Genomic DNA, 25,586 nt, shown 5'->3' on the forward strand with positions numbered 1-25,586 from the left:
GTGCGCGGACGGAAGCGGTGCAGCAGTGATGCAGTGTTCAAGCCGCATTGCCAAGCCCCGCGCCGGCGTGGCGCAAACGGCGTCGTCGGCGCGGCACATCCGGGTCAGGCTGCCGGGCGAGCCGCTGAACGTGACGGCAGAAGAGTTGCAAGTGCGAATCGTTATCGTTTAGGATGCGAACCGTTCTCAATTGTTACAAACGCATTTCACCTCCAGGGCGATCCCTCACGAATTTTTCAATCACCGGCAAGCCAGGCGACATCTCTCCCAGCCAGCCACGATTCACACAGGAGCAAGATAGATGTCGTTCGATTTTCGACTGAAGCCGGTCGCGTTTGCCATGTTCGCCGTTCTCGGTTCCGGCAGTCTCGTGCATGCCGCCGACGCGGTGCTGTCGCCGGTTCTCGTCCAGGGCGAGGCCGAGCGCGCCGACGGCCCGGTGCAGGGCTACCGCGCAACGCGTTCCGCCACCTTCACCAAAACCGACACGCCGCTGAAGGAGGTGCCCGCGTCGATCACCGTCGTGCCCGAGAGCCTGATCAAGGACCAGGCGATGAGCGGCATGTCGGACGTGCTGCGTTACGTGCCGGGCACGACCGCCGCGCAGGGCGAAGGCAACCGCGACCAGATGGTGATCCGCGGCAACAACACGACGGCCGACTTCTTCGTCAATGGCATCCGTGACGACGCGCAGATCTTCCGCGACCTGTACAACCTCGAGCGCGTCGAGGTGCTGAAGGGGCCGGGCGGCATGACTTTCGGCCGCGGTGGCGCCGGCGGCGTCGTCAATCGCGTGACGAAGCGGCCGGTGTTCGGTCTCGTCGCCGAGGTCGGCGTCACCGTCGGCAGTTTCGACCAGCTGCGCGGCACCGTCGACGTCGGCAACAAGCTCAACGACGCGGCGGCATGGCGCCTGAATGCGATGGCGGAACGCGCCGACAGTTTCCGCGACGGCGTCGACCTGAAGCGCTACGCATTCAATCCGAGCGTCACGCTGACCCCGGGCGGCAACACCGCGCTGACCCTGGCGTACGAGCGGCTCTACGACGAACGCACCGCCGACCGCGGCATCCCGTCGCAGGGCGATCGCCCGTTCGACACCCGCCGCAGCACCTTCTTCGGCAACGCCGACCAGAGCAAGTCGCGGGCGATGGTGGACGCGATTTCGGCGGTGCTCGAGCACGATTTCGGCGGTGTGCAACTGAAGAACAGCTTCCGTGTCACGCAGTACGACAAGTTCTACCAGAACGTCTTCGCCGGCGGTGCCGTCAATGGTGCCGGCACCGTCCGCATCTCCGCGTACAACAGCTCGAACCTGCGCACCAACTTCTTCAACCAGACCGACCTGACGACCAGGTTCGCCACCGGCGGACTGCAGCACACTCTGCTCGCCGGCGTCGAACTCGGCCATCAGGACAGCGACAACGAACGCAATACCGGTTTCTTCGGCAACGCGGCGAACGCGACCGTGTCGGCGGCGAACCCGTTCGCGAGGGCGACGAGCTTCCGCTTCAACGGCACGGACGCGAACAACACCGTGACCTCGGACACTTTCGCGGCCTACCTGCAGGACCAGATCGCGCTCTCCGAACACTGGAAGGTGCTCGCCGGCCTGCGCTACGACCAGTTCAAGGTCGAACTCGATGACAAGCGCACGACCACGACGCGCCAGGACCTGTCGCGCACCGATAACGAAGTCAGCCCGCGCGCCGGCCTGATCTGGACGCCGACCCCGGCACAGACCTACTACGCGAGCTACAGTTACGCCTTCCTGCCGTCGGGCGAGCAGCTGAGCCTCGCCGCGAATACCGACGATCTGGCGCCGGAAAAGGCGGTCAACTACGAGATCGGCGCGCGCTGGGACCTCGCGCCGGAACTCACGCTGTCTGCCGCGCTGTTCCGCCTCGATCGCGAGGACATGAAGGTCGCCGACCCGCGTGACCCCGCGAGCGGCCGCCTGGTGCAGTCCGGCGAGCAGCGCACCGAAGGCGTCGAAGTCGGCCTGCAGGGGCGGATCACGCCGTGGTGGCAGGTCTATGCCGGCTACGCAAATCTGGACGCCGAGATCACGCAGACGACGTCGAGCGCGCCGAAGGGGAGCAAGGTCGGCCTCGTGCCGGAGCACATGGCGTCGCTGTGGAACCGCTTTGACTTCGGCGGCGGCTGGGGGGCCGGCCTGGGGGTCGTACATCAGTCGTCGGTCTACACGTCGTTCAGCAACGCGGTGAAGCTGCCGGCCTTCACGCGTGTCGACGGTGCGCTGTACTACAGCTTTGCCGGCGGCAAGACGCGCCTCGCGCTCAATGTCGAGAACCTGTTCGACAAGAAGTATTACCCGACCGCGCATAGCGACACCAACATCAGCCCCGGGGCGCCGCTCAACGCGAAGCTGACCCTCAGCACCGCGTTCTGATACCCCGCAAGCCGTGCGCGCTATCCACCAGGTAGCCGGCCGGCCATCCTGGCACGATGGCCGGCCCCGCTGGCGCGGCGGTGGGCGCGGACCGGGCTGGCCTGACAGCGCGTGTCCTCTGCGCGCATCGCTGGCGTTTCAGTCGCGCAGATCCGCGGGCGTATCGACGTCCGTCAGCACGCCGGGTTCATCGGTTTCGAGCAACTGAATCGTCGCTTCGCGCAACAGCGTGCGTGCGCCCTCGTCCCCTGACAGGGCCGCGAGCCGGTTGCCCCAGTCCCCACCGAATCCGACCGGATGGCCGCGCTGTCCCGAATGCAGTGGGGCGACCACGCGCGCGGGCGCGTCGATGGCGTCGGCGACCGCGCGGATCACCGCGGGCGGCAGCCACGGCATGTCGGCGAGCGCCACCACCCAACCGCTAGCGCCTGCGCTGGCCTGCACCGCCTGTGCCAATGCGCTGCCCATGCCGAGTTCGGCCTCGCGACATTCCAATACCGCGCAGCCGGCTTCGATCAGCCAGCGCACACGCTCCGCATGGCCCGGTCTGACGACGGCGAGGCTGCCGGGCAGGGCGGCGCACAAGGCGCGGGCACTATGCCACAGCACCGGCCGCCCATCGGCGAGCGGCGCGAGCAGCTTGTCCTGCCGGCCGCTGGCGTCGAAGCGCCGGCCGTAGCCGGCAGCCAGCAGGATGCCGCGGATCATCGCGTCGCGCAGGCCGACAGGGTGTCGGCGGCGATGTCGAGTGCCGCCTTGGCGGTCGCGACCTTGAGCACGCGTTCCGCGGCGACGCCATTCTTGACTGCGACCAGTTCGGCGGCGATCGATACCGCGATCTCGCCCGGTGTGCGGCTGCCGATATACAGGCCCGCCGGGCCGCGCAGCGCGGCGACCTGCTCCGCGTTGAGGTCGAATTCCCGCAGGCGCTCGCGCCGCGCCGCATTGTTGCGCCGCGAGCCGAGGGCGGCGACGTAGAACGCGGGCGAGCGCAGCGCTTCCATCAACGCGAGGTCGTCGAGCTTGGGGTCGTGGGTGAGCGCGACCACCGCCATGCGCGCATCGGGGCGCATCGCGGTCACGACGTCGTCGGGCATTTCGCGCGTCAGCGTCGTGCCGGGGATATTCCATTCCTCGCGGTATTCCTCGCGCGGATCGCAGATCGTGACCGCGAAATCGAGGCCCTGCGCGATGCGCGCGAGGCTCGCCGAGAGCTGGCCGGCGCCGATCAGCAGCAGGCGGTAGCGCGGCCCGAAGACGCTGGTGAGGGTTTCGCCGTCGAAGGCGGTGCCTTGTTCGGGGTGTGCGGCAGCGAGCGTGCTGCGGCCGCTGGCGATATCCAGCCGGCGCTCGACCAGTTCGCCGGCCGCAAGGCGCGCGAGCAGTGCATCGAGTGGCGCCGCGTCGCGCAAGGGTTCGAGCACCAGTTCCATCGTGCCGCCGCAGGGCAGGCCGAAGCGGCGTGCATCTTCGGCGCCGACGCCGTAGCTCACATGCTGCGGCGACTCGGGCATGCCATCGCGCTGCAGGCGGTAGATCAGGTCATCCTCGATGCAGCCGCCGGACACCGAACCCACCGCGCGGCCGTCGTCGCGCAGCGCGAGCAGCGCGCCCGGCGGGCGCGGCGACGAACCCCAGGTGCGCACCACGGTGGCGAGCATCACCCGGTGGCCGTCGTCAAGCCAGGCGCGGGCGCGAGTCAGGACTTCGAGATCCAGGCTGTCCATGGTGGTTCTCCTCAGGCCTTGAGCTGCTCACCAATCGGCAATGTGCGGATGCGTTTGCCGGTGGCAGCGTACAGCGCATTGGCCAGCGCAGGCGCAATCGGTGGCACGCCCGGCTCGCCGACGCCGGTGGGCTTGGCGGCGGAGGGCACGATGTGCACTTCCACCTTCGGCATCTGGTCGATGCGCAGCACCGGGTAATCGTGGAAATTCGACTGTTCGACGAGCCCGTCCTTCAGCGTGATCGCGCCGGAGAGCGCCGCGGCCAGGCCGAAACCGATGCCGCCTTCCATCTGCGCGCGGATCACATCCGGATTGACGGCGACGCCGCAATCGACCGCGCACACCACGCGATCGAGCTTGAAGCTGCCGTCGGGCGCGACCGTGACCTCGACCACCTGGGCGACGAAGGTGTGGAAGGATTCATGTACCGCAACGCCGCGCGCGCGCCGGCTGGCTTTCGCCGGAGCGAGGGGCTTGCCCCAGCCCGCCTTGTCGGCCGCGAGCTTGAGCACGCCGGCGTGGCGCGGATGGGCGCCAAGGAGTCCAAGACGGTAGGTGACCGGATCGGCACCGGCGGCGACCGCGAGCTCGTCGATGAAGACTTCCGTTGCAAAGGCGGTATGCGTCGAACCGACCGCGCGCCACCATTGCACCGGCACCTTCACCTGCGCGTTGGTGGTGTGGAGCTCGACCTGCAGGTGGGGAATGGCGTAGGGCAGGTTGGCGGCGCCCTCGACGGAACTCCCGTCGACGCCGTCCTTGACCCCCACCGCCTCGAAGGCCGTGCCGGTGAGGATCGACTGGCCGACGATGCTGTTCGCCCACGCGAGCGGTTTGCCCTGCGCATCGAGCGCGGCGCGCAGGCGGTGCAGGTAGAGCGGGCGATAGTGGCCGCCACGCATGTCGTCCTCGCGCGACCACACCAGCTTGACCGGCGCCCGCCCGCCGATCGCCTTGACGATGTGGGCGGTCTCGACGAGGTAGTCGGACTGCGGGTTGGCGCGGCGGCCGAAGCTGCCGCCGGCGAACAACATGTTGAGCTTCACCTGTTCGGGCTTGAGGCCGAGGACGCCCGCGACGGTCCGTTGGTCCACGGTCTGGAACTGTTCGCCGTTCCACACTTCGCAGCCGTTCGCGTCGAGGCGCATCACGCAGTTGATCGGCTCCATCGCGGCGTGGGCGAGGAAGGGGAAGGCGAACTCGGCCTCGAAGACTTTTGTCGCCTTGCCCAGCGCGTCGTCCGCATCGCCGTCGCGGCGGGCGATGGCGCCGGGGGTGGCGGCGAGCTTGCGGTAGTCGGCGAGGATCTGCTCGCTGCTGCCGCGATAGGCTGCGGACTCATCCCAGTCGATCTTCAACGCGTCGCGGCCCTTCTTCGCGGTCCAGTAGTCGCGCGCCAGCACCGCGACGCCGGTCGGAATGCGCACCACGTCCGCGACGCCGGCGACTGCGCGCGCGGCCTGCTCATCGACGCTCTTCACGGTCGCGCCGAAGCGCGGCGGGTGCGCGACGACGGCGACGAGCATGCCGGGCAGCTTCACGTCCTGCGTGAATTGCGCGCTCCCGGTGGTCTTGGCGACGCTGTCCTTGCGCGGCGCGTGGCGGCCGATCAGCTGGAAGTCCTTCGGGTCCTTGAGCGTGACCTGCTGCGGCACGGGTTGGCTGGCGGCGGCCTCGGCGAGTTCGCCGAAGCGCGCCTTGCGACCGCTCTTCGCGTGGCTGACAACGCCGGCCTTCACGCGGATCTCGCCGGCCGGCACTTTCCAGCGTTCGGCCGCGGCCTGTACCAGCATCGCACGCGCGGTTGCGCCGGCCTGGCGCATTTGCTCGAAGGAGTTGGCGATCGCGCTGCTGCCGCCCGTGCCCTGGGCCGGCCCCCAGGACAGGTTGTTGTAGCGCGCGGCATCGGCAGGTGCCGCTTCGACGACCACCTGCGCCCAGTCGGCGTCGAGCTCCTCGGCGACCAGCGTCGCGAGGCCGGTGTAGGTGCCCTGGCCCATCTCGAGGTGCTTGGCGATCACCGTCACGCTGTTGTCGGTGCCGATGCGCACGAAGGCGTTGGGTGCGAACTCGGCACTGCCTGCGGTGCTGCCCGCCGCGGCACCGGCGATGCCGGGGGCGCCGGTACTGGCGGCATGAGCGCCGGGCAAGACGAGGGCGAGGGTAAGGCCGGCGCCGGCCTTCAGGAAGTCGCGGCGCGACGCGTTGGCGATGCGGTTCATGCTGCGCTCCTCTTCGCCAGCGTCCGGGCGGCTTCGTGGATGGCGGCGCGGATGCGCACGTAGGTGGCGCAGCGGCACAGGTTGCCACTCATCGCGGCGTCAATGTCGGCATCGCTTGGCTTGGGGTTGGAAGTCAGCAGCGCGGTCGCCGACATGATCTGGCCGGACTGGCAGTAGCCGCACTGCACCACGTCGAGCTTCTGCCAGGCTGCCTGCACCGCCGCCCCGACGCGCACGGCGCCAACGCCTTCGATGGTGGTCACGCGCTTGCCGGCGACCTCGGACACGGGCGTCGAACAGGAGCGCACTGGCTGGCCGTCCACATGCACGGTGCACGCGCCGCACAGCGCCATGCCGCAGCCGAACTTGGTGCCGGTCATGTCGAGTCCGTCGCGCAGGACCCACAGCAGCGGGGTGTCGTCGGGCAGCTCGGTATTTACCGGCTTGCCGTTGAGGGTGAAGCGGGTCATCGGCCGTCTCCTGGAAACGAACAAGATTGCGGACAGCAGAGCCGAGGCCCGACTGCATCCGGATTTTCACAGCTTAGACCCTGAGTCTTTTAAGATCGACGTATAAATGCTGCATGCGTCTTGAAGGAGAGCTTAATGATCGAGCCCGCGTTGTTGCCCGCCCTGGCGGCATTCGAGTGTGTCGCCCGTCACGCGAGCTTCAGCCGCGCGGCGGCCGAGATGGGGTTGTCGGCGTCGGCGCTGTCGCAGTCGCTGCGCGGGCTGGAGAGCCGCCTCGGGGTAAGGCTGCTGGCGCGCACCACTCGCCATGTCGGCTTGACCGAGGAAGGTGCGCGCCTGCTCGACGGCGTACGGCGTGGTCTCGGCGAGTTTGGCGGCGCGCTCGCGACGCTCGACCAGGCACGCGAGCAGCCCGCCGGTACGGTGCGCATCACCATGCCGCGCATCGCCTACGCGAAGTACTTCGCCCCGCACGTCGAAGCCTTCGCCGCACGCTACCCGGCGGTCGGCATCGAATTTTCGCTCGACGACAAGCTCGCCGATCTCGTTGCCGACCGCTTCGACGTCGGCCTGCGCATGGGCGAACAGATCGCCGGCGACATGGTGGCGATCCCCTTCGGACGTGCCCAGCGTCTGATCGTCGCCGCCGCGCCGGCATATTTCGAGCGTCATCCGGTGCCGCTGCAGCCCGAAGATCTGGCCGCGCACGACTGCATCCGCTTCCGCTACCCGACCAGCGGGCGCCCGGCACGCTGGTCCTTCCGGTGGGACGGGCGCGAACTGGAAGTCGAGGTGAACGGACGCTTCGTCATCAACGATATCGAAGCCGAACTCGACCTGCTGCGTCGCGGTCTCGGCATCTCGCAGGTGCTCGAATCGACGGTGCTCGATGACGTCCGCGAAGGGCGGCTAAAAACGGTGCTGGACGATTACGCCTCGCCGCTGCCGGTGGCGCACCTGTATTTCCCCAGCCGCGCGCAGATGCCGGCGCGGCTGAGGGTGTTCATCGATCACTTCCGCAGCGCGAACAGCCGCGAACCCGGCTGAGGGGGCGTTGCCGGCCGGCGCTTCACCACAGGTAGAACATCGCCACCCACGGCATTACCGCGCCCGCAGCGGCGGCGGCGAAGGCGAGCAACGCCGCCGCCCCGCGTGTCCGGGGCGGCACGGCACGGCGCACCTGGGCGATACCGAGCGCGAGGCTGGCGATTGTCCCGGCGGCGAGCAGCAGGCCGCGCAGCTCGGGCAGTGTGGAGAGAACGATGCCTTCGGCCGACAGCAAGGTGACGGTCAGCCCCGACAGGCCGAGGAACACGCCGACGCCGCCAAGCGGGATCAATGCGTAGGCGAGGCGCAGGTGCCCGTCCGGCTCTCTCAGCAGCTGCGCGGCGACGCGCAGCCACAGGCTGATCCAGCCGCCGATGAGAACCGCTGCAGTGCCGATGTAGCCGAGGATCAGCAGCCCGTCGAGCCAGGTGAACACGTCGTTGGCTTCCGGGTAATGGGTCAGCAGCCACCACGGAATATCGTCACCGAGCAGCGCGAACGCGTCGCGTTCGACCAGCCAGTCGGCGGCGGCGAGCTTGGCCTGCACGAACCACGGCGATGCCGACCACTGGAAGGCGCCGATCGCCGTGCCGATGATGCCGAATACGAGCAGGTGGACTTCCCAGCGATCGACGTCCTGCGTGCCGAGCTGTGCGATTTCGGACCCCGGCGCGCGTGCCGCGAGCCGTACGGCGTCGCGGTGGCCGGCGCAGCGTCCGCACATGTGGCACTCGGCGGCACTTGCCATGCGCCGGATGTCGACCAGCGGCGCGCAGTTGATCGGGATCACCTTCTTCGCCGGCGGCGTCTCCCACGCGTCGCGGTCGGTACGGAAATGCACCGGCGCGAGCCGCGCGAGCAGACCGAACACGCCGTTCACGGGACACAGATGGCGGCACCACACGCGCTTGTTGCGGCCGTACACGAGACCGACCGCGATCGCCGCGACGGTCGAACCGCCCAGCACCAGCAGCGCCGCTTTCGGGTATTCATACACGCTGACGAGCTGTCCGTAGATCGTCGTGCCGAGGAAGGCGACGAAGGGCCAGCCGCCCCATTTGATCCAGCGCGGCACCGGGCGCCCGAGGCCGAAGCGCGACACCTGCTCGGAGACGAAGCCTTCCGGGCACAGCACGCCGCACCACACCCGTCCCATCAGCATCATCGAGATCAATACGAAGGGCCACCAGATGCCCCAGAACGCGAACTGCGCGGCCAGCGTCAGGTTGTCCCACAGGTGCGCATCGGACTCCGGCAGCGGCAGGAAGGCCGGCGTGATGACGAGGAACAGGTAGGCGGCGAGCACCACCCACTGGATGCCGAGGATCCAGCCGCGGTGGCGGCGCATCGCCTCGCCGAGCTGCGCCAGCCAGGCACTGCGCGGAGCGGGCAGGGCGCAAGCGCTCATCGTCAGGTTCTCCGCTGCGTGCGGCCGAGGCACATGACAAGCGCCCAGTAGCCGAACCAGGCGACGAGCACCATCAAGGAAGGCTGCGCCCGGTAGCCGGCGAATGCGGCGGCGATACCCCCGGTGGTGCTGGCGTCATCGAGCAGCAGCGAGCTGTCCCACACCGGTTCGACGAGCGGCGGCAGCCACTCCAGGTCGATCAGGCGTTCGACGCCGGACACCAGCAACGCTGCCGCGAGCAGCAACAGCATGATTTCGGTCGCCCGGAAGAACACCCGGCTCGGTAGCCACCGCGCGCCGCCCTGGATCAGCCATGCCGTCGCCAGCGCCAGCACGAAACCGATGCCGGCACCGGCGAACATCTGCGCAAGGGTTGCGCCCGACTGCTCCATCGCCAGCCCGTAAAGGAACAGCACGGTCTCCGCCCCCTCGCGGCCGACGGCGATTGCTGCGAGCACTGCGACCGACGCGCCGCCTGCGGTTTCCGCCGCGCGCGCAAGCCCGGCTTCGAGTTCCCCTTTCATGTGCCGCCCGTGGCTGCGCATCCACAACACCATGTGCGTGATGAGGCCCGCCGCAACGAGCATGATCGCCGTCTGGAAAAGGTCCAGCGCGTCGGCAGCGAGCCAGCCGTGTACGCCCAGCATCGCCAGCGCCAGCAGCCCCGCGAGCACCAGTCCGCCGCCGACGCCGGCCCACAGGTGGCGCACGCCGATCTGCGCATCGCCGCGTGCGCGGATCCACGCGTGCAGGATGCTGATCACCAGAATGGCCTCGACGCTCTCGCGCCACACCATGAAGAGGGCGTTACCCATGATGATTTCCTCGATGTCCGCCTATTTCGCGACGAAGCGTCCCTTCGCGGTGTCCGGATGGAATTCGCCGAAGAACGGATAGGTGCCGGGTTTCAGTGGCGGGAAGATGGTGCTGCGCGTCACGCCCGGCCCGACCACCAGCTCCTTGAACGGGCGCGTGGTCTCGAATTCCTCGGGGCCGGCGTTGCGGTTGATGAGCGTCAGGCGAAAGCGCGTGTTGGCCGGCACCTCGATCGTTTCGGGCATGAGGTGGCCGTTTTCGGCGATGACCTCGAAAGTCGGCATCTCGGCGCGTGCGAGTCCTGGCAGCGCAAGCGCGCAGCCGCCCGCGAGCGCAGCGGCGAGCACGCGCGCCGCGCGCGACGAGGACCGGCTGCCCATCTCAGTAACCACCCTTCTTGCCGGTGCCGGCGTAGGTGAATTCGTTTTCCACGGTAAACGCTTCGAACCACGGGCGCACGCCGGTCTGGCGGTCGGTGTGGCGGCCAAAATGGCTGCCGTGGTTCGCGCCCGGCGGCAGGATCGTGTATTTGACCTTGTACTTGCCGGGGCCGGAAAGCTTGATGTTGTCGCCGTAGTGCGGGCCGTCATTGGCCACCATCGGCATGAATTCACCGGACTGCTTCCAGTCGCTGCCGAGCTTCGCGATCTCGAACTTCACCGTCAGGTACGGAACCCAGCTGCCTTCCTCGAAACCGTTCGGGTTGTCCGCCAGCGCGCGGATGTCGGCCTCGATGTGGATGTCGGACTCGGACGCCTTCTTCATCATCCCCGTCGGCTCCATTTCCACCGGCTGCAGATACACCGCGGCGATCTCCATACCGCTGCGCTGCTGCGGTTTGCCGATCGGGTACTCGAGAGCGTGGGCGCCGAACGACAGGGCAGCGAGGGCTGCGATGGACAGGGGGCGGAACGGGAAGCGAAGCATGGGGCTTTCCTCTTTCTTGCGATGTAGGGAGTGGACCGCGGATAACCAGAATGCGTGAATGCAGATGCAAATACTAACGAGAATGCGAATTAATCGCAATGATGCCGGCGAAAATGGCGACGCTGTGTCCTGTCGTGGTGTTTGCGATACGTAGCCGGAAATGGCCGGCGCGTCCCGTCGCTAGTCAGGCTTTGCGGCGCGGATTGGCTTCCGGCGGGATAACGAGCGGTCCTGCGCTACGGGTGCGCGAGCGCGGGGCTGCGCTTGGCGTCGTGCGGCACGGCGTGCGCGGGCGTCGGGATGGCTCGCTCGGGTGCCCTTCCGGTCTCGCCGAACGGCGCGGCCTGTGCTTCAAAATGTTCCAGATCGAGGTGTAGCAGCACCGCCGGCGCATCGACGCGCGGGCAATTACGGACTTCGCCGATGCGGCGGAAGTGAAGCACGCGCTCGTAGAACCCCGCATGGCGTGGATTGACCTCGATGAAGGCGTCGGTGACCTTGTGGAGGGTGCGGCCGTAGAGGTAGGCGAGGTAGAACAGGCTCGCGAGCACGTGGTGGGAGCTGTACTGCGGGTCGATCGCGAACGTCGAAAGTTCGCAGATCTTCCGCTTCAGCCCGCGAAAGACGTCGACTTCCGGCCCGTACAGTTCGTCGACCAGCAGGCCCTCGCCGGTGTCGAGCCCCAGCGTGAGCGTCGCGAAAAGGGTCCCCCGGTGTGAGCCGCCAAAGGCAATCCGGTCCGGCGACTCGGGCGGACGGGTGACGCTCGTTGTCTGGTAGCCGTGCCGGCCGTACATGCGCTCGACGAGCGCCGCGATCTGACCGAATACGGATCGCCCCGCGACGCCGAAGCAATGGTTGCCGCACGTGAATCCGCACACGCCGGAACCATTTGCCGCCCTGCATGCGGCCGTGCGTGCCCCCGCGAACGCGCAGGGCGTGGGGAAGTGACCGGCGGCGGGGCGATTCTGCCGGATGCCCGGATCAGCGAAACCGATTGGCCACATGATGCCCTCCCCATGCGAGTCGGAACCCCGTGGCGAACCGCTGCTGCCATGGGCGTGCGTCGCTTATGGTGAAGAGAATAGCCACCGGGAAAGGCGCGGACATCGGCGCATGCTCCCCCTTTGTCTATGACAATCGTCATGGGCAAAGGAGGTCTGCAAGTTGCCGGATGCGGATGCTCTTGCCGGCGTTGGCGCTCGCCGCGCCGGCCGCTGCGCGCTCCCGGGCGAGCTCAGCCCGGAGCCGATGGCGGCGCCGTCGCAGCCTGCCGCGTCCAGCCGCCGCCCAGCGCCTTGTAAAGATCCACCGCGCCGGAGAGCCGCGCGAGCCGCAATTGCGCGAGCTGGTCCTGCGCCTGGAAAAGGGTGCGCTGGGCATCGAGCACTGCGAGCAGATCGTCTGCGCCCTCGCGGTAGCGCAGTTCGGCGAGCCGCAGCGCCCGCCGCGCCTCGTCGCGGATCAGCAACTGCGTGGCCTCCTGCTGGCGGTCGCGCTCCGCGTTGCCGAGGGCATCCTCGACTTCCTTGAGCGCGCTGTGGATCGCCGCGCGGTAGTTTTCGACCAGCTCCTGGCGACGCGAGCGCGCGGTGTCGACCTGACCGCGCAGGCGTCCGCCGTCGAACAGGGTTTGCGCCAGACCCGCGCTCAGACCCAGCGTACTCGCCGGGTTGGCGAGCGATAGCAGCGCGGTGCTGGCGAGACCGGCCGAGCCGGACAGTTCGATGCGCGGCAGCAACGCGGCACGTGCCGCGGCGACGTCGGCGTCGGCGGCCGCAAGCTGTGCCTCGGCACTGGCGAGATCGGGGCGGCGCGCGAGCAAATCGGACGGTAACCCGGGGGCGACGGCGGGAATGATCAAGCTGGCGAGTGCGCCACCCGTGGGATCATTGCCTTGCGGGAGTGCCTCGGCAAAGTCCTGCGGCGTGCGCCCGACGAGCAGCGCGAGCGCGCTGCGGGTCTGGCGTTCCTGCGTTTCGAGCGGCAGGATGGCCGCGCGCTGCGCCAGCACCGTGCTGCGCTGGCGGCTGACGTCGAGCGCCGAGGCTGCGCCGTTGCGGTAGCGCGCCTCGGCGATGCCAAAGACGCGCTCGGCGATGGCCAGGTTGTCGCGTGCGATGTCGATGCGTTCGCGCGCCGAGAGCAGCTGGAAGTAGGTGTTGGTGACGCCGGCCAGCAGGGTCAGGCGCGCCGTTTCGCGGTCGTAGCGGCTCGCCGCGAGGCTCGCGTCGGCGCCCTGGATGCCGGCCGCAAGACGGCCCCAGAGGTCTACTTCATAGCCGATCGACAGCGACGCCCCCGACGATTCGCTGTCCACGGCGCGGCTGCCGTCGCCGGCTTCGCTGCGGCGCCAGCCGGTGTCGGCACCCATGCTCGCCGAAGGCAGCAGCGTCGCGCCGGCGGCGCGTAGCGCGATCTCGGCCTGGCGCACGCGTTCGATGGATACCCGAAAATCCGGGTTGCCGGCGAGCGCTTCGTCGATCAGCGCCTCCAGGCGCTGCGACGCGAAGTCGCGCCACCACTGCGCACTGGGGCGCGCGGCGTCGGCCTGGACGGGTTCGCCCCAGGACGACGGCAGCGCGACGTCCGGTCGCGTGGCGGGTTCGGTGATTGCGCAGCCGCCGAGGATCAGCGCGATGGCAGCGGCAAGCGAGAGACGAGGAGCGGGGGAGTGCATGGTGGGATTCATTCCGACGCGAGTGCGACGACCGGGTCGAGGCGGGCCGCCTTGCGCGCCGGCAAATAGCCGAAGATCAGACCGGTGGCAAAAGCGCAGCCGAAGGCGAGCAGCACCGGTGGCAGCGAATACTCGATCGGCGTCTCGAAGGTTTCGATGATCGCCGCGGCGGCCAGACCGACCGCAACGCCGATCACGCCACCGAGCGCGGAAACCACCAGCGCCTCGATCAGGAACTGCTGCAGGATGTTCTTCATGCGTGCGCCGGTCGCCATGCGGATGCCGATCTCGCGCGTACGCTCGGTGACCGACACCAGCATGATGTTCATCACGCCGATGCCGCCGACCAGCAGCGAGATCGCGGCGACGGTGCCGAGCAGCACGGTCAGCGTGTTCTGGGTTTCCGAGGCGCTTTCGATGATCGACGCCATGTTGCGGATCTGGAAGTCCTCGATGCCGGCGTGGCGCGCCTGCAGCAGCGTGTGCACGGTCTCCTGGGTGTCGTCGATCTGCGCGACGTCGACGACGGCGACGATCGCACTGCGCAGGTGGCGCTGGCCGGTCAGGCGCAAGCTGCCGGTCGAGTACGGGACGAAGATCACGTCGTCCTGGTCCGAGCCCCACGGCGTCGCGCCCATCGGTCCCATCACGCCGACGACCTGGAACACCAGGCTATTGACGATCACGTATTGACCGACCGGATCGGCATCGCCGAACAGCGCCTTCGCCACCGTCTGACCAAGCACCGTGACCGTCGCATAGCTGCGTTCGTCGTCGGCGGAAAAGAAGGTGCCGCGCGCCACTGGCCAGTCGCGCGCGATCGTGTAGTCGGCCCCGGTCGCGGACGCGGACGTACGGTGGTCGGCATTGCCGTAGCGGATCGTGATCCCGGTGCTCTGCTCCGGTACTGCCGCGAGCACGTTCGGCAGTTCGGCGATCGCGCGCACGTCGTCGGGCACCAGTGTCGCGGTGGTGTCGCGGCCGCGCTGGTTCGGCGCACCGGGACGCACCGTCAGCAGGTTGGTCCCCATCGCGCTGATGCTCGCGACGACGTCGCGCTTGGCGCCGTCGCCGATGGCGAGCATCGCGATCACCGCGGCCACGCCGATGACGATGCCGAGCAGCGTCAACCCGGCACGGAACAGGTTGGCGCGCAGCGCCCGCAGCGCGGTGCGGGTGGCCTCGACGACGTCGGACAATTGCGAAGTGCGGTCGATGTGCGGCGCGAAGTCCGGCTCGGTGCCGCTGCGCGGATGCGGACCCGGATCCGCGACGACCTTGCCATCGCGGATTTCGATGATGCGCTGCGCCTGCTCGGCAACTTCGCGTTCGTGGGTGATCAGGATGATGGTGTGACCGTCTGCCGACAGCTTGCGCAGCAGTTGCATGACCTCGGCGCCACTCTTGCTGTCGAGTGCGCCGGTCGGCTCGTCGGCGAGGATCACGCGGCCGCCGTTCATCAATGCACGCGCAATCGACACGCGCTGTTGCTGGCCGCCGGAGAGCTGGCTGGGCCGGTGCTCGCAGCGCGTTTGCAGCCCCAGCGCGGTGAGCAGTTCAATCGCGCGCGCGTGGCGCTCGGTCGGCGGCATGCCCGAATAGACCGCCGGCACCTCAACGTTTTCGCGCGCACTGGCGCCGCCGATCAGGTTATAGCTCTGGAACACGAAGCCGAAGGTTTCGCGCCGCAGCCGCGCCAGCTCGTCGCGTTCAAGTCCGGCGACATCCTGCCCCATGAAGCGGTAGGTACCGCTGCTCGGTCGGTCGAGGCAGCCGAGGATGTTCATCAAGGTCGACTTGCCCGAGCCGGAACTGCCGACGATGGCGACAAATTCGCCTGGGTAGATCGTCAGGTCGATGCCGTGCAGCACCTCCACCGCGAGCTCGCCGTTGTGGAAGGTCTTGGTGATCCCGGCAAGTTCGATCAGCGGCTCGCCGGACGGCCGCCTGAGGGGCGAATCCGCGTCCAGTCCGGCAATCTGCGGTTCGGCTTTCATAGCCGTGGTGAGCGACGCGGGGTGCTGTTGGCCACGCCCTTGTCGCTGCTGGCCATGCCGGAAACGACGCGTTCGCCCTCTTCCAGCCCCGACAGCACCTGTGCCTGGATGCGGCTGCGGACGCCGATCTCGATCTGGCGATCCTGCAGCGAGCCGTCCGCGCTTGCGACCTTGACGGTGGCTCGGCGTGTCCCCGATCCTGTGGCCGATGGCGTCTTCGCGGTGTCGCCCGCTGGCGCCGCACCGGCTGTGGCGGTCGTCTGTCGCCCCCCAACCGGCCGCGCTTCGCCGCCTTGCGCGCGCGCCTTGGCCCGCTCCGCGCGACCCGCAGCGATGGCCGACATCGGCACCAGCAGCGCATCCTTCGCCGACGCGACGACGAAGAACACCTGCGCGGTCATCTGTGTCATCAAGGCCTGATTGGGATTGGCGACGTCGAACAGCGCGTTGTAGAGGACGACGTTATTCTGCACCACCGGCGTCGGCTCGATCTTGCGCAGCTTGCCCTCCCAGCGGCGACCGTCACCGCCGAGCGTCGTGAAGTAGGCCACCATGTCCAGGCGCAGGCGGCTCACGTCGGCCTCCGACACCTGGGTTTGCACCGTCATCGTCGACAGATCGGCGATGCGCAGGATCACCGGCGCCTGCTGGCTGGCGATCAGCGTCTGTCCCTGGCGCGCGGTGATCGACACCACGGTGCCGGAAATCGGCGCGTAGATGCGCGCGTAGTTCAGATTGGCCTCGTCGGCGCGCAGGTTGGATTCGGTCTGGTCGATCTGTGCCTTCAGCGCCTCGACCTGTGCCTGCGCCGACAGCAGCACCGCCTCGGCATTCTGCAGCGCCTCGGTGGTCGTCGCGTCCTCCGCCATCAGGTTGCGCTGGCGCTGCAACTGCGTGGTTGCAAGCGTCCGGCTCGCCTCGCGGTCCATCAGTTGCGCACGCAGATTGCGCAGTTGCGCGCGCGTCGCGTCGACACGGGTTTGCAGCACGACCGGGTCGATCTCGGCGAGCAGGTCGCCGGACTTCACCTCGGAGCCGACCTCGACGTGGATCTTCTTCAGCTGTCCCGACACCTGTGCGCCGACATCGACGTAATCGCGCGGCTGCAGCGTCCCGGTGGCGGTGACGACGTCCTCGAGGTCACCGCGCGAGACAGTGGTGAACTGGTATCGGGCGAGTTCGTCGGGCGTGGCGAAATACTTCGTCCACACGAACCAGACGCCGGCCCCCAGCACGCTGGCAGTCACCAGGGCAATCAGGGCGCGGCGCCAGCGGCGTGGCTTGGACGCAGGGGATGGATTCATGTCGGAGATTTGCGAACGGTAGTGGATGTCGAAGCGGGAACAGTGTCGCCGTGGGCGATCGAATTGGCAAATGGATATCCCGATGCGCTGATCGTGCCCGGCCGTACTTTGGCGCGAACCGATGTTGCAGTGCAAAGGATAAGCGAATGCCTACCGTTGCTTTGTATCGTATTGCAGGTGTGGGGTTCCCGCGCGGGGGCGCGGCGGCGCAGTGGGGGCGCGAGGGAAAGGGAGGCCGCGGGGCTTGCCGCGCGGCCTCCCGGGTCAATGCTCGGGAACGGTGATGAAGCCCATCTTCTGGATGCCGGCAGTGCGCGCGGCGGACATGATTTCCGCGAGCTTCTGGTAACGCGTCTCGCGATCGGCGCGCAGATGCAGTTCCGGTTGCACGGTCTGTGCCGCAGTAGCGGCAAGGCGCGTCGGCAATTCGCTGTCGGCGATCGGCTGATCGTTCCAGAAGAGCTTGCCGGTGGCGTCGACCGCGAGGGTCACGGTTTCCGGCTTCTCGTTGCTCGCCTGACTCGCCGCCGTCGGCAGGTCGATCTTGACCGCATGCGTCAGCAGCGGGGCGGTGATCATGAAGACGATCAGCAACACCAGCATCACGTCGATGAGCGGGACCATGTTGATCTCGCTCATCGGTGCGGAGCTCGTTTCCTGATTGAAGCTCCCGAAGGCCATTACGCCGCTCCCGCGTTGCTCAGACCGAGTTTGCCGGTCGCCTTGGCGTTCGTGCCGGCAGTTCGCGCAGAGGTATCGCCGCCGGGGGCGCTCGCGAGGCGTGTGCCGGTGGTGAACCACGCGTGGAGGTCGTGCGCGAAAGCGTCGAGTTCCGACAGTTCCAGGCGGTTCGCGCGGGTGAAGGTGTTGAACGCAAGCACGGCGGGAATCGCGACGAACAGGCCGAAGGCAGTCATGATCAAGGCTTCGCCGACCGGCCCGGCGACCTTGTCGAGCGTTGCAGCGCCCGAAGTGCTGATGCTGATCAGCGCGTGGTAGATGCCCCACACCGTGCCGAACAGGCCGACGAAGGGCGCGGTCGAGCCGATCGAAGCAAGCACGGTGAGGCCGGACTCCAGTTGTGCCGTCGAGAGCGCGATCGACTTGCGCATCGCGCGGGTGACGAATTCGTCGGCATCGAGCTTGCCACCCAGCGTCTCGGCCACCGTGTGGCGACGCAAATGTTCGGTGGCGGCCGCACCCTGGCGTGCCAGCGCCTCGAACGGCGAGCCCGGCGCACCCTGCGACAGCCGCAGCAAGCCTTCATCGAGGCTGGCGGCGTTCCAGAACGCTTCGACCGCGCCGTCGAAGCGGCGCGCGCGCAGCTGGCGTGCGGCACGCACGGCGATCAGATACCAGCTCGCAACCGACATCACGACCAGCACGAATGCGACGAGCTTGATAAGGAGATCCGACTGGGCCCACAGATGGGACAGGCCGAAAGTGTCGGTGAGCATGTTCAGTTTCCTTCGAGTTTGAAAACGATCGGGACGATGACCGAGGCGTCTACCGCGCGGCCGTCCTGCTTGGCCGGCACGAAACGCCAGCGCAGGACCGATTCGCGGGCGGCGTTGTCGAGCCGGCTGACACCGGAACTTTCCGCCAGTTCGACCTTGCCGGGCAAGCCCTCGGCGGTGACCTGCACGCGCAGCATCACCTTGCCTTCCTCGCGCATGCGGCGCGCCAGCGGCGGATAGGCCGGTGCGGGGTTGTTCAGATAGGCGGCATCGAAGCGTGCCGCGACGATCGGGGGCGGCGCTTCCGGCGCGGGGCGGACCGGTGCGGTCGCGGGAGGCGGCGCCTCGCGCGGGGCCTCCTGCGGCGGCTGAGGTGTCGCGTCGGTGCTGATCGCGCTGGCCGATTCGACCATCGGCACCGGAACGGGGGCCGGCGGCTGGGCGGTGCGTACCTTGGGTCTGGGTTGTGGCTTGACGACCGGCTTCGGCGCAGGCGGTGTGGGCGGGGGCGCCACCGTCACCGCCACCGGCGGGATCGGCACCGGCAGTTCGATCAGCGCGACGGAAATCGGCGTCTCCGGCGCTGCAGCGGGCTGTTGGGCCAGTCGCGAAATGCCGATGAGGGCCGCGACGTGCGCGACCACCACCAGTGCGAGGGTCAGCCTGCGCTCGCGCGCGCCGCCGGCCCGCGGCCGCGCGCGCCGCTGCACACCCGTGAATGCCGCGTCCAGCGGCGGCGCAAAGGATAGTGACCGGCGGCCGTCGGTGGTCGGTGGGGCGGTGAACGGATCAACGGGCAGGGCGTGCGACAGGACCATCGGTGCCTCGGGCTGTCCGGCGTGGCTCAAGCGATCAGCTGATCAATGAGCACTGCTGCCAGCGCCAGATACATCGCCACGCGGTGCGCGGCAAAAGCGGGCCCCTGTGCCCGTGCCGGGGTGCCCAGACGGGCGTCATGCGAAAGATTCATGCTTGCCAGTTCTCCATTCAATAAGCGGGCTGGCTCGTTCTGGGGGGGAACTGGCTGGCGTGTTCTGTCGGGTCAATGCCGGCACGGCGCAGCGTGCCGGTAGTGGGGCAGGGCGGCGTATGTTCAGCTGGCGTCGCCCATCTGCGATTGCAGGTAGTTCTGCAGCCCCACCTTGTCGACCAGCTCGATCTGTGTCTCGAGGTAGTCGATATGTTCTTCGGTGTCCTCGAGGAGTTCCTCGAACAGCTCCCGCGAGACATAGTCCTTACAGGATTCGCAATACGTGATCGCCTCGACCAGGTCGCTGCGCGCCCCCTGCTCGAGTTTCAGATCGCCCTGCAGGCACTCGGGCACGTTTTCGCCGATCATCAGCTTGTTCAGGTTCTGCAGATTAGGCAGTCCTTCGAGGAACAGCACACGCTCGATCAGCTTGTCGGCGTGCTTCATTTCCTCGATCGATTCTTCGTACTCATGGTGCCCCAGCTTGCCCAGGCCCCAGTTCTTGTACATGCGCGCATGCAGGAAGTACTGGTTGATGGCGGTCAGTTCGTTGGTCAGCTGCTTGTTGAGGAACTGAAGGACTTTTTTATCGCCTTTCATACGGCCTCCGCGGCAAAGGAAAACGAGGGCACGAAGCCAGCCAGCGCCGGCTCTGCGGTCGGAATCTGTTCCGCCAGCGCCGAACGCAGGCAGTCGCGTGCGCAGGTCGCACAACGGCCACATTCGCCCGCCACGCCTAGCCGGTTGCGCAGTTCGCGCAGCGTGGAGGCGCCTTCGCTGACGGCTTGTCCGATGTGGCGTTCGGTTACTGCGTTACAGACACAGACGTACATAGTCTAGCCTCGATCTTCCGTTTTTTCGCGTAAATGCCGCGGGGTTATTTGGTGAGAATGAGTTTGCCGGCGCGCGTGGCGCGCAGGACGTATTGCGTTCCTTCGTGGTCGATCGTCACGCTCGGCTGCCCGAGCAACAGCCGGGCACTCGAGATGACGCGCGCCAACAGGTTTTCCTCGCGCGCTTCGCTCAAGGCCGGTTCGCCAGGCGCCAGGGTGGAATGCGGCTGAACGGAGAAGGGGCGCATGGCGGTATCGAAAAGCAAATAGGAACGATTCGCATTACATCATCGTCTGCTTGATCGGTCAACAGGGCTGTGATGTGATCCATGTATCAAGATGCGTGACGACGTTTGATGTGATGCCGCGGCATTGCCCTTTTCAACCCGATGCCTGCTGCGCCAGGCTGGAGCCCACATGATGTCTGCCGATGTTTCATCTCCCGAGCGCTATCTGATCGAACCTGCCCCGCGTCCGGTGGTACCTGTGGCCGGCGGGGGGCTGTTCCCGGTGCGGCGCATTTTTTGCATCGCGCGCAACTACGCCGCTCATGCGCGCGAGATGGGCGCCGACCCGACCCGTGAGAAGCCGTTCTTCTTCACCAAGCCTGCCGATGCCGTGTTGCCGGTGCGTGCCGGCGCCACCGGCGAGTTTCCCTATCCGCTGGCGAGCCAGGACGTGCACCACGAAATCGAGTTGGTCGTCGCGCTGGGTTCCGGAGGCGTCAATCTGACGCCCGAGGCGGCTAGCGCGTGCATCTGGGGCTATGCGGTCGGGCTCGACATGACCCGGCGCGACCTGCAGGCCGAAGCCAAGGCCAAGGGGCGTCCGTGGGACATCGCCAAAGCCTTCGATGCCTCCGCTCCGATCTCGCAGATCGTTCCAGCCGCGGGGCGGGTGCTGCGGTCCGGCGAAATCCGCCTCGACGTCAACGGTGCGGTGCGCCAGCGTGGCGACCTCGCCGACATGATCTGGTCAGTGCCGGAGGTGATCGCATTCTTCTCCCGCTACTACCACCTTCAGGCCGGCGACCTGATCTTCACTGGCACGCCCGAGGGCGTCGGTCCGGTGGTCGTCGGCGATCATCTGCGCGGTGAAGTCGCCGGCGTGGGAGAACTCGATCTGCGCGTGGTGGCGGGCGCGTAAAGCCCTCAAATCAGCGGGAGAGGCGTCAGGGCAGGCGCAACAGCACCCTGACGCGCGAATCGGCTTCGGCAGAGGGCATGTAGCCGATCATGTTCGGTATTGAATTGAGCCACTGGCGCAGCTGCGCGATATCGGCGGCTTCCTGTGGCGGTAGCGCCCGCCCGGTGAACACCATGCGCGACCAGTGCGCGCGTATCTGGCCGGGATTCTTGCCGGTAAGGTTCTGGTAAAACCGGTCGCGCAACGGGCTGGCGGGCAAGTCGGCAAGCGTCACTGCGACGCCATCGGGAAGGCTGTGCGCGCGGCCGAGGTAGAACTGTTCGACCTGCGTCCTGGTGAGTTCCGGGAGCGGGCTCTGCGCACCGCTGACAATGACGATCTGCGCGAGGGCGCACGGTGCCATGAACCAGGTCAGGCAGGCGACGAGAATGGCATAGGGTTTCCGGACCACCGCGCGGCCCTCAGAAATTGACATCGACGGAAATGCTGAGCGTGTTCAGCGCGCGGCCGCCAATGCGCATCGTCGTCGGGGTTTCACGCGGGAAATAAGAGCCCCAGGAGTCACGGTCCGGCCGGGCATGCGTGAGTTCGGCCTTCAGTGCGGCCTGTCGAGACACATCCCAGCGCGTACCGAGGGTCACGCTGCGCTGTGCATTGTTGCGCGACGTAAGAAACGTTTCCCACGCTGTTGCCAGCCGCCCGGGTGGCAGCGTCGCTTCGGCAAACTGCTTGTGCAGCGTTTGCCGGGCCACCGACACATACGGCGTGACGCTGCCGAAGCGTCGTCCGAGGCTCAGGTACCAGCCGTATGCACTTGGCACGTAACGATTCGCGTCGCGCCGTGCGTATTCGCCGATTGTCTGCCAGAGACCATCGTCCCACTGGACGCCGATCGAATAGAAGCTGGTTTTGCCCTTCGCGCCGGATAGATCCGTGACCACGCTTCCCTGGCCGGCCGCGCGCAGCACTGCGGCAATCGCGCGGAATTGTGCATCGCCGCGCTCGAAGGTGAAGCGTCCGTCACCGCGGCCGAGGTGCAGCGACAGGTTGCCCTGCGTCAGCGCCACGTTGAGGCCCCAGGTTTCATCGAGACGGGCTTTGCCCTCGGGGAAAGGAATCTCGCCCCTGCCGTAATATGGATGAATCTCGGCGTCGAGCTCGCCGATACGTGTGTGGTAAATGAAATCGATGCCATCGAGATCGTTGAAGGGGTTAAGGCCATATACCTCGACCGGAGGCCGGACCCACGGGTTGGCGTAGTTGATGTAGAGCGAATCGGACAGCATGAAGAAGGGTACCCGCAGGCGCCCGATGCGCATCGACAGGCCGGGCGCCAGCGTCTGGCGGAAGAAGGCGAGCGTAATCCGCGGGTCCTGGCGCTCGCTACCGTCTTCCATCGCCAGCGCCTGCAAAGTGATGGCGTTGTATGCGGTCAGTCGCAGGCTGGCCTGCAAGCCGATCAGGCTGTCCGCACTGAAATCGGGGTCCGAATCGCCCGGGAAATTTACGCCCCAGCGTGCAAACCAGACGTCCTTGTTATCGGTGGACACCGCCCCCAGCGTCGCAAATCCCGAAAACTCGACGCGCGGCGGCTGTGCGGCGTCGTCGGCCGCGCACGCACTGGCGGATGCGAATGTCAACGCGAGGGCGGCGACAGCCGAACGCAGCGGCTGGCGAAGTCGAAGGCGAGCTGTCATGCGGTGACTTCCTGGGTGAATCTGGGGCCAAACAGAAGGTGCTCGACGCCGGCGTCGTCAAGTGGGCGCGCAAACAGGTAGCCCTGGCCATAGTCGCAGCCCATCGCGCGGAGCAAGTCAGCCTGTTGTCTGGTCTCGATGCACTCGGCCACCACGCACATGCCCAAGTCATGAGCGAGCTCGATGCTGCGCGCGACAATGGTGCGCAGGCGTTCGTCGTGCTCGAGCGAGCGGACGAAGGAGCCGTCGAGTTTCACAAGGTCGCAGGGGATCGTATGCAGATAGCTCAGCGCGGAGTAGCCCGTGCCGAAGTCGTCGATCAGCACCGACATGCCGGCGCCGCGCAGGCGCTGCAGGATGTCGGCGGCGGGCCCATCGGGCTGTGCCAGCACGCTCTCGGTGACTTCAAAGCGCAGCATATCGTTGGGCAGGCCATGGCGGGCGATCTCGGCGATGATCTCGCCCGCCAGGTCGGGGCGGGAAAACTGGGTGGCGGACAGGTTCACGCTGACCTTCGGCACCGTGGTGCCGGCGTCGGCGCGGCCCTGCCAATCCAGGATGCGTTCGCAGGCGCGTGTCAGTACGAACATGTCCAGTTCGTGGATCAGGCCGAGCGTTTCGGCCAGCGGGATGAACAGGTTGGGAGGAAGCATCCCCTGGGTCGGATGGCGCCAGCGCACCAATGCCTCGAAACTGCCGATCGAGCCGTCGTTCAGCGCCACGATCGGCTGGAAATGCACCGTCAGATCGCCGTCGCGCAGCGCTGTGCGCAGATCGCCCTCGAGACGCAGGCTCTGTAGCGCCTGGGCGTGCATCGACGCATGGAAGATCGCCACCGAGTCCTCGCCGCGCTCGCGTGTACGCTGCAGCGCATTGTCGGCGTCACGCAGCATCGTGTCGGCGCATTCGGGATCCTCGTAGTCCATGCTGAGCGCGATGCCGATGCGATATTTCGGATAGAGCACCTGGCCGGCGACGGTGGTCGGGGTTGCGAGCTTCTCGCGCAGCACCTCGCCCAGACGCAAGGCTTCGGCCGGGTTCTCGATGCAATTGAGCAGCAATGCAAACTGGTCGCCGCCCACGCGCGCGGCGATATCCCCTTGCCGCAGCGTATCGCAGATCGTGTGTGCCACATGGCGCAGCAGCTCATCACCGGCCGAGTGGCCGAAGCTGTCGTTCACCAGGCGGAAGCGCTGCAGATTGATTGCCAGCACTGCAAATTCCTGACCGTCCGTGCGCAGCTGCTGCCCCAGGGCACTGTTCACATGTTCGAGGAACAGTGCGCGGTTCGGCAACTCGGTCAGCCGGTCATGCAGCGCGTCGAACTGGAGGCGCACTTCGGCCTGCTTGTGCATGTGCACGTCGCCGATCGAGCCCGCCATGCGGAAGGCCCGTCCGTCCGCGCCGCGCAATGCCACTCCGCGCTTCATCACCCAGCGGTAGCTTCCATCCAGCTGACGCGCGCGGTATTCGCACTTGAACTGGGCACTGAACCCCTTCAGGTGCTCGATCATCGTGCTGCGGTAATTGTGGGCGTCGTCCGGATGCACGCCGGCAATGATGTCGCGGGCGGCGTGGTACGAGCTGTCGGCCTTCAATCCCGCAATTTCGCAGCAGCGCGGCGAGCAGTACACCTGCCCGCTGCTGATGTCCCAGTCCCACAGGCCGTCATTGGCCCCCTGAATGGCCAGTTCGTAGCGTTGTTCGCTCGCCTTGAGGCGTTCGGCGGTGTGCTGCAGTTCGCCGATGCGGTCCTGCAGGTTGGCCGCCATCACGTTGAAGCGACGCGCCAGCCGGGCCAGCTCGTCGTGTCCTTCCTCCGGCAGGCGATGGTCCAGCTTGCCTTCGGCAATTGCCTCGCTCCCCGCGAGCAGCCGGGTCAGGTTGCGCGTCAGCAGGTAACCAATGCCCGAAAGCAGGACAAAGGTCAGCAGGATCTCTGCCAACGCGATTGCCGCTCCCTGTTCGGTAATGGCCCGGCGCGCGCTGTCGAGCACCGACACCGATACCCCGAACTGCACGAAGCCGACCGCATTGCGCTCGAGCAGCAATGGTCGGCGCACGTGAAAGAGCGCGTCGCTGCTGCTGCCCTTTGCGGCGCCGTTATACACCTGCGGCAGCTGCTTCATCTCCGGCAGGCCGGCACTGACCAGAACGCGGCCGTCCGGCGCGACGATTCTCACGTATACCAAGCCCTCGTCGGCCTCGGAAAGCAGTTCGCCGAGCAGGTCCTGCAACGCACCGAAATCGCCCTGGTTGCCGTATGCGACGGCCATCGCATGCAACATCGTGGCGTTCTGGTTGGTCAGCGTGTTGAGGCTCGCGGTGGTGGCCTCGTTCATCAGCCGCACGCTATTCGCCAGCAACAGCGTCAATAGCAGCACTTGCACCACGGTACTGGCCAGCAGCAGGCGGATGCGGATCGAAGTATGCTGGAATGGAAGCCTCACGCTGAACCCCGGCGAGCCCGTG

At 67.2% G+C, this 25,586-nt stretch carries 25 protein-coding genes; 3 read left to right on the plus strand and 22 right to left on the minus strand.

The window, feature by feature from the left end:
* Positions 1 to 301: 301 nt before the first annotated feature.
* Complete coding sequence (locus tag GPA25_RS03475) at positions 302 to 2,413, plus strand: TonB-dependent receptor (RefSeq protein WP_169258968.1); 2,112 nt, start codon at positions 302 to 304, stop codon at positions 2,411 to 2,413.
* A gap of 138 nt (positions 2,414 to 2,551) precedes the next feature.
* Here GPA25_RS03475 and GPA25_RS03480 read toward each other — a convergent pair whose 3' ends face one another.
* From GPA25_RS03480 to GPA25_RS03495, 4 genes are read right to left on the minus strand one after another with little or no spacing between them, the layout of a single operon-like run.
* Entirely contained in the window at positions 2,552 to 3,121 is a 570-nt protein-coding gene (locus GPA25_RS03480) for a nucleotidyltransferase family protein (protein WP_169258969.1), read from the minus strand.
* A complete protein-coding gene (locus GPA25_RS03485) occupies positions 3,118 to 4,140 on the minus strand; it encodes an XdhC family protein (RefSeq protein ID WP_169258970.1) in 1,023 nt (340 codons plus the stop codon). The genes GPA25_RS03480 and GPA25_RS03485 overlap by 4 nt, the downstream gene beginning before the upstream one ends.
* Positions 4,141 to 4,151: 11 nt before the next feature.
* Positions 4,152 to 6,362 carry a xanthine dehydrogenase family protein molybdopterin-binding subunit gene (locus GPA25_RS03490; RefSeq protein ID WP_169258971.1) on the minus strand — a complete coding sequence of 737 codons (2,211 nt, stop codon included), beginning with the start codon at positions 6,360 to 6,362 and terminating at the stop codon, positions 4,152 to 4,154.
* Positions 6,359 to 6,832 carry a (2Fe-2S)-binding protein gene (locus tag GPA25_RS03495; protein ID WP_169258972.1) on the minus strand — a complete coding sequence of 158 codons (474 nt, stop codon included), beginning with the start codon at positions 6,830 to 6,832 and terminating at the stop codon, positions 6,359 to 6,361. The genes GPA25_RS03490 and GPA25_RS03495 overlap by 4 nt, the downstream gene beginning before the upstream one ends.
* A gap of 135 nt (positions 6,833 to 6,967) precedes the next feature.
* Here GPA25_RS03495 and GPA25_RS03500 point away from each other — a divergent pair, with 135 nt between their 5' ends.
* Entirely contained in the window at positions 6,968 to 7,879 is a 912-nt protein-coding gene (locus GPA25_RS03500; protein WP_211162930.1) for a LysR family transcriptional regulator, read from the plus strand.
* Between the two features lie 22 nt (positions 7,880 to 7,901).
* Here GPA25_RS03500 and GPA25_RS03505 read toward each other — a convergent pair whose 3' ends face one another.
* The 15 genes from GPA25_RS03505 to GPA25_RS03570 form a co-directional block, all read right to left on the minus strand.
* A complete protein-coding gene (locus GPA25_RS03505) occupies positions 7,902 to 9,287 on the minus strand; it encodes a 4Fe-4S binding protein (protein ID WP_169258974.1) in 1,386 nt (461 codons plus the stop codon).
* Positions 9,288 to 9,289: 2 nt separating this feature from the next.
* The gene (locus tag GPA25_RS03510) at positions 9,290 to 10,102 is read right to left on the minus strand and encodes an FTR1 family iron permease (protein ID WP_169258975.1); all 813 of its coding nucleotides are present in this window, start codon (positions 10,100 to 10,102) and stop codon (positions 9,290 to 9,292) included.
* 21 nt (positions 10,103 to 10,123) lie between these two features.
* Complete coding sequence (locus tag GPA25_RS03515) at positions 10,124 to 10,483, minus strand: cupredoxin domain-containing protein (RefSeq protein ID WP_169258976.1); 360 nt, start codon at positions 10,481 to 10,483, stop codon at positions 10,124 to 10,126.
* 1 nt (position 10,484) lies between these two features.
* Positions 10,485 to 11,030 (minus strand): iron transporter, encoded by a 546-nt coding sequence (locus tag GPA25_RS03520; protein ID WP_169258977.1) that lies wholly within the window; start codon positions 11,028 to 11,030, stop codon positions 10,485 to 10,487.
* A gap of 236 nt (positions 11,031 to 11,266) precedes the next feature.
* On the minus strand, positions 11,267 to 12,037 hold the full coding sequence (locus GPA25_RS03525) for an N-acyl amino acid synthase FeeM domain-containing protein (protein WP_169258978.1): 771 nt from the start codon (positions 12,035 to 12,037) through the stop codon (positions 11,267 to 11,269).
* Between the two features lie 230 nt (positions 12,038 to 12,267).
* Positions 12,268 to 13,710: an efflux transporter outer membrane subunit gene (locus GPA25_RS03530; RefSeq protein ID WP_169258979.1), complete on the minus strand. Its 1,443-nt coding sequence runs from the start codon at positions 13,708 to 13,710 to the stop codon at positions 12,268 to 12,270.
* 8 nt (positions 13,711 to 13,718) lie between these two features.
* Positions 13,719 to 15,707 (minus strand): MacB family efflux pump subunit, encoded by a 1,989-nt coding sequence (locus GPA25_RS03535; protein WP_169258980.1) that lies wholly within the window; start codon positions 15,705 to 15,707, stop codon positions 13,719 to 13,721.
* Positions 15,704 to 17,011, minus strand: coding sequence for an efflux RND transporter periplasmic adaptor subunit (locus GPA25_RS03540; RefSeq protein ID WP_169258981.1), 1,308 nt, complete (start codon positions 17,009 to 17,011; stop codon positions 15,704 to 15,706). The genes GPA25_RS03535 and GPA25_RS03540 overlap by 4 nt, the downstream gene beginning before the upstream one ends.
* 264 nt (positions 17,012 to 17,275) lie before the next feature.
* Positions 17,276 to 17,692 carry an ExbD/TolR family protein gene (locus GPA25_RS03545; protein ID WP_169258982.1) on the minus strand — a complete coding sequence of 139 codons (417 nt, stop codon included), beginning with the start codon at positions 17,690 to 17,692 and terminating at the stop codon, positions 17,276 to 17,278.
* Entirely contained in the window at positions 17,692 to 18,468 is a 777-nt protein-coding gene (locus GPA25_RS03550) for a MotA/TolQ/ExbB proton channel family protein (RefSeq protein ID WP_169258983.1), read from the minus strand. Before GPA25_RS03550 ends, GPA25_RS03545 begins: the two co-directional genes overlap by 1 nt.
* A 2-nt stretch (positions 18,469 to 18,470) precedes the next feature.
* Positions 18,471 to 19,316, minus strand: coding sequence for an energy transducer TonB (locus GPA25_RS03555; protein WP_246265299.1), 846 nt, complete (start codon positions 19,314 to 19,316; stop codon positions 18,471 to 18,473).
* Positions 19,313 to 19,438: a hypothetical protein gene (locus tag GPA25_RS24185; protein WP_281357683.1), complete on the minus strand. Its 126-nt coding sequence runs from the start codon at positions 19,436 to 19,438 to the stop codon at positions 19,313 to 19,315. Before GPA25_RS24185 ends, GPA25_RS03555 begins: the two co-directional genes overlap by 4 nt.
* Positions 19,439 to 19,561: 123 nt before the next feature.
* Positions 19,562 to 20,038, minus strand: coding sequence for a bacterioferritin (gene bfr, locus GPA25_RS03560; RefSeq protein ID WP_169258984.1), 477 nt, complete (start codon positions 20,036 to 20,038; stop codon positions 19,562 to 19,564).
* Positions 20,035 to 20,271, minus strand: a complete 237-nt coding sequence (locus tag GPA25_RS03565) for a (2Fe-2S)-binding protein (protein WP_169258985.1) — start codon at positions 20,269 to 20,271, stop codon at positions 20,035 to 20,037. Before GPA25_RS03565 ends, bfr begins: the two co-directional genes overlap by 4 nt.
* A gap of 44 nt (positions 20,272 to 20,315) precedes the next feature.
* Positions 20,316 to 20,519, minus strand: a complete 204-nt coding sequence (locus GPA25_RS03570; RefSeq protein WP_169258986.1) for a hemin uptake protein HemP — start codon at positions 20,517 to 20,519, stop codon at positions 20,316 to 20,318.
* Positions 20,520 to 20,688: 169 nt separating this feature from the next.
* On the opposite strand from GPA25_RS03570, the gene GPA25_RS03575 reads away from it, so the two are divergent.
* On the plus strand, positions 20,689 to 21,417 hold the full coding sequence (locus GPA25_RS03575) for a fumarylacetoacetate hydrolase family protein (RefSeq protein ID WP_343034820.1): 729 nt from the start codon (positions 20,689 to 20,691) through the stop codon (positions 21,415 to 21,417).
* A 25-nt stretch (positions 21,418 to 21,442) separates the two neighbouring features.
* Here GPA25_RS03575 and GPA25_RS03580 read toward each other — a convergent pair whose 3' ends face one another.
* Genes GPA25_RS03580 through GPA25_RS03590 form a run of 3 tightly spaced genes read right to left on the minus strand, consistent with a single transcriptional unit; the run spans position 21,443 to position 25,564 of the window.
* Complete coding sequence (locus GPA25_RS03580) at positions 21,443 to 21,892, minus strand: hypothetical protein (RefSeq protein WP_246265301.1); 450 nt, start codon at positions 21,890 to 21,892, stop codon at positions 21,443 to 21,445.
* Entirely contained in the window at positions 21,879 to 23,114 is a 1,236-nt protein-coding gene (locus GPA25_RS03585; protein ID WP_169258987.1) for a hypothetical protein, read from the minus strand. Before GPA25_RS03585 ends, GPA25_RS03580 begins: the two co-directional genes overlap by 14 nt.
* On the minus strand, positions 23,111 to 25,564 hold the full coding sequence (locus GPA25_RS03590; protein ID WP_343034821.1) for a putative bifunctional diguanylate cyclase/phosphodiesterase: 2,454 nt from the start codon (positions 25,562 to 25,564) through the stop codon (positions 23,111 to 23,113). Before GPA25_RS03590 ends, GPA25_RS03585 begins: the two co-directional genes overlap by 4 nt.
* Positions 25,565 to 25,586: the final 22 nt, after the last annotated feature.

It is taken from the genome of Aromatoleum diolicum (assembly GCF_012910955.1).
Lineage (GTDB): Bacteria > Pseudomonadota > Gammaproteobacteria > Burkholderiales > Rhodocyclaceae > Aromatoleum > Aromatoleum diolicum.

Bases quoted from the DNA above. Each gene is read 5' to 3' on its own strand.
- GPA25_RS03475 (WP_169258968.1), top strand. From the start codon at position 302: ATGTCGTTCGATTTTCGACTGAAGCCGGTCGCGTTTGCCATGTTCGCC.
- GPA25_RS03480 (WP_169258969.1), bottom strand. From the start codon at position 3,121: ATGATCCGCGGCATCCTGCTGGCTGCCGGCTACGGCCGGCGCTTCGAC.
- GPA25_RS03485 (WP_169258970.1), bottom strand. From the start codon at position 4,140: ATGGACAGCCTGGATCTCGAAGTCCTGACTCGCGCCCGCGCCTGGCTT.
- GPA25_RS03490 (WP_169258971.1), bottom strand. From the start codon at position 6,362: ATGAACCGCATCGCCAACGCGTCGCGCCGCGACTTCCTGAAGGCCGGC.
- GPA25_RS03495 (WP_169258972.1), bottom strand. From the start codon at position 6,832: ATGACCCGCTTCACCCTCAACGGCAAGCCGGTAAATACCGAGCTGCCC.
- GPA25_RS03500 (WP_211162930.1), top strand. From the start codon at position 6,968: ATGATCGAGCCCGCGTTGTTGCCCGCCCTGGCGGCATTCGAGTGTGTC.
- GPA25_RS03505 (WP_169258974.1), bottom strand. From the start codon at position 9,287: ATGAGCGCTTGCGCCCTGCCCGCTCCGCGCAGTGCCTGGCTGGCGCAG.
- GPA25_RS03510 (WP_169258975.1), bottom strand. From the start codon at position 10,102: ATGGGTAACGCCCTCTTCATGGTGTGGCGCGAGAGCGTCGAGGCCATT.
- GPA25_RS03515 (WP_169258976.1), bottom strand. From the start codon at position 10,483: ATGGGCAGCCGGTCCTCGTCGCGCGCGGCGCGCGTGCTCGCCGCTGCG.
- GPA25_RS03520 (WP_169258977.1), bottom strand. From the start codon at position 11,030: ATGCTTCGCTTCCCGTTCCGCCCCCTGTCCATCGCAGCCCTCGCTGCC.
- GPA25_RS03525 (WP_169258978.1), bottom strand. From the start codon at position 12,037: ATGTGGCCAATCGGTTTCGCTGATCCGGGCATCCGGCAGAATCGCCCC.
- GPA25_RS03530 (WP_169258979.1), bottom strand. From the start codon at position 13,710: ATGCACTCCCCCGCTCCTCGTCTCTCGCTTGCCGCTGCCATCGCGCTG.
- GPA25_RS03535 (WP_169258980.1), bottom strand. From the start codon at position 15,707: ATGAAAGCCGAACCGCAGATTGCCGGACTGGACGCGGATTCGCCCCTC.
- GPA25_RS03540 (WP_169258981.1), bottom strand. From the start codon at position 17,011: ATGAATCCATCCCCTGCGTCCAAGCCACGCCGCTGGCGCCGCGCCCTG.
- GPA25_RS03545 (WP_169258982.1), bottom strand. From the start codon at position 17,692: ATGGCCTTCGGGAGCTTCAATCAGGAAACGAGCTCCGCACCGATGAGC.
- GPA25_RS03550 (WP_169258983.1), bottom strand. From the start codon at position 18,468: ATGCTCACCGACACTTTCGGCCTGTCCCATCTGTGGGCCCAGTCGGAT.
- GPA25_RS24185 (WP_281357683.1), bottom strand. From the start codon at position 19,438: ATGAATCTTTCGCATGACGCCCGTCTGGGCACCCCGGCACGGGCACAG.
- bfr (WP_169258984.1), bottom strand. From the start codon at position 20,038: ATGAAAGGCGATAAAAAAGTCCTTCAGTTCCTCAACAAGCAGCTGACC.
- GPA25_RS03565 (WP_169258985.1), bottom strand. From the start codon at position 20,271: ATGTACGTCTGTGTCTGTAACGCAGTAACCGAACGCCACATCGGACAA.
- GPA25_RS03570 (WP_169258986.1), bottom strand. From the start codon at position 20,519: ATGCGCCCCTTCTCCGTTCAGCCGCATTCCACCCTGGCGCCTGGCGAA.
- GPA25_RS03575 (WP_343034820.1), top strand. From the start codon at position 20,689: ATGATGTCTGCCGATGTTTCATCTCCCGAGCGCTATCTGATCGAACCT.
- GPA25_RS03580 (WP_246265301.1), bottom strand. From the start codon at position 21,892: ATGTCAATTTCTGAGGGCCGCGCGGTGGTCCGGAAACCCTATGCCATT.
- GPA25_RS03585 (WP_169258987.1), bottom strand. From the start codon at position 23,114: ATGACAGCTCGCCTTCGACTTCGCCAGCCGCTGCGTTCGGCTGTCGCC.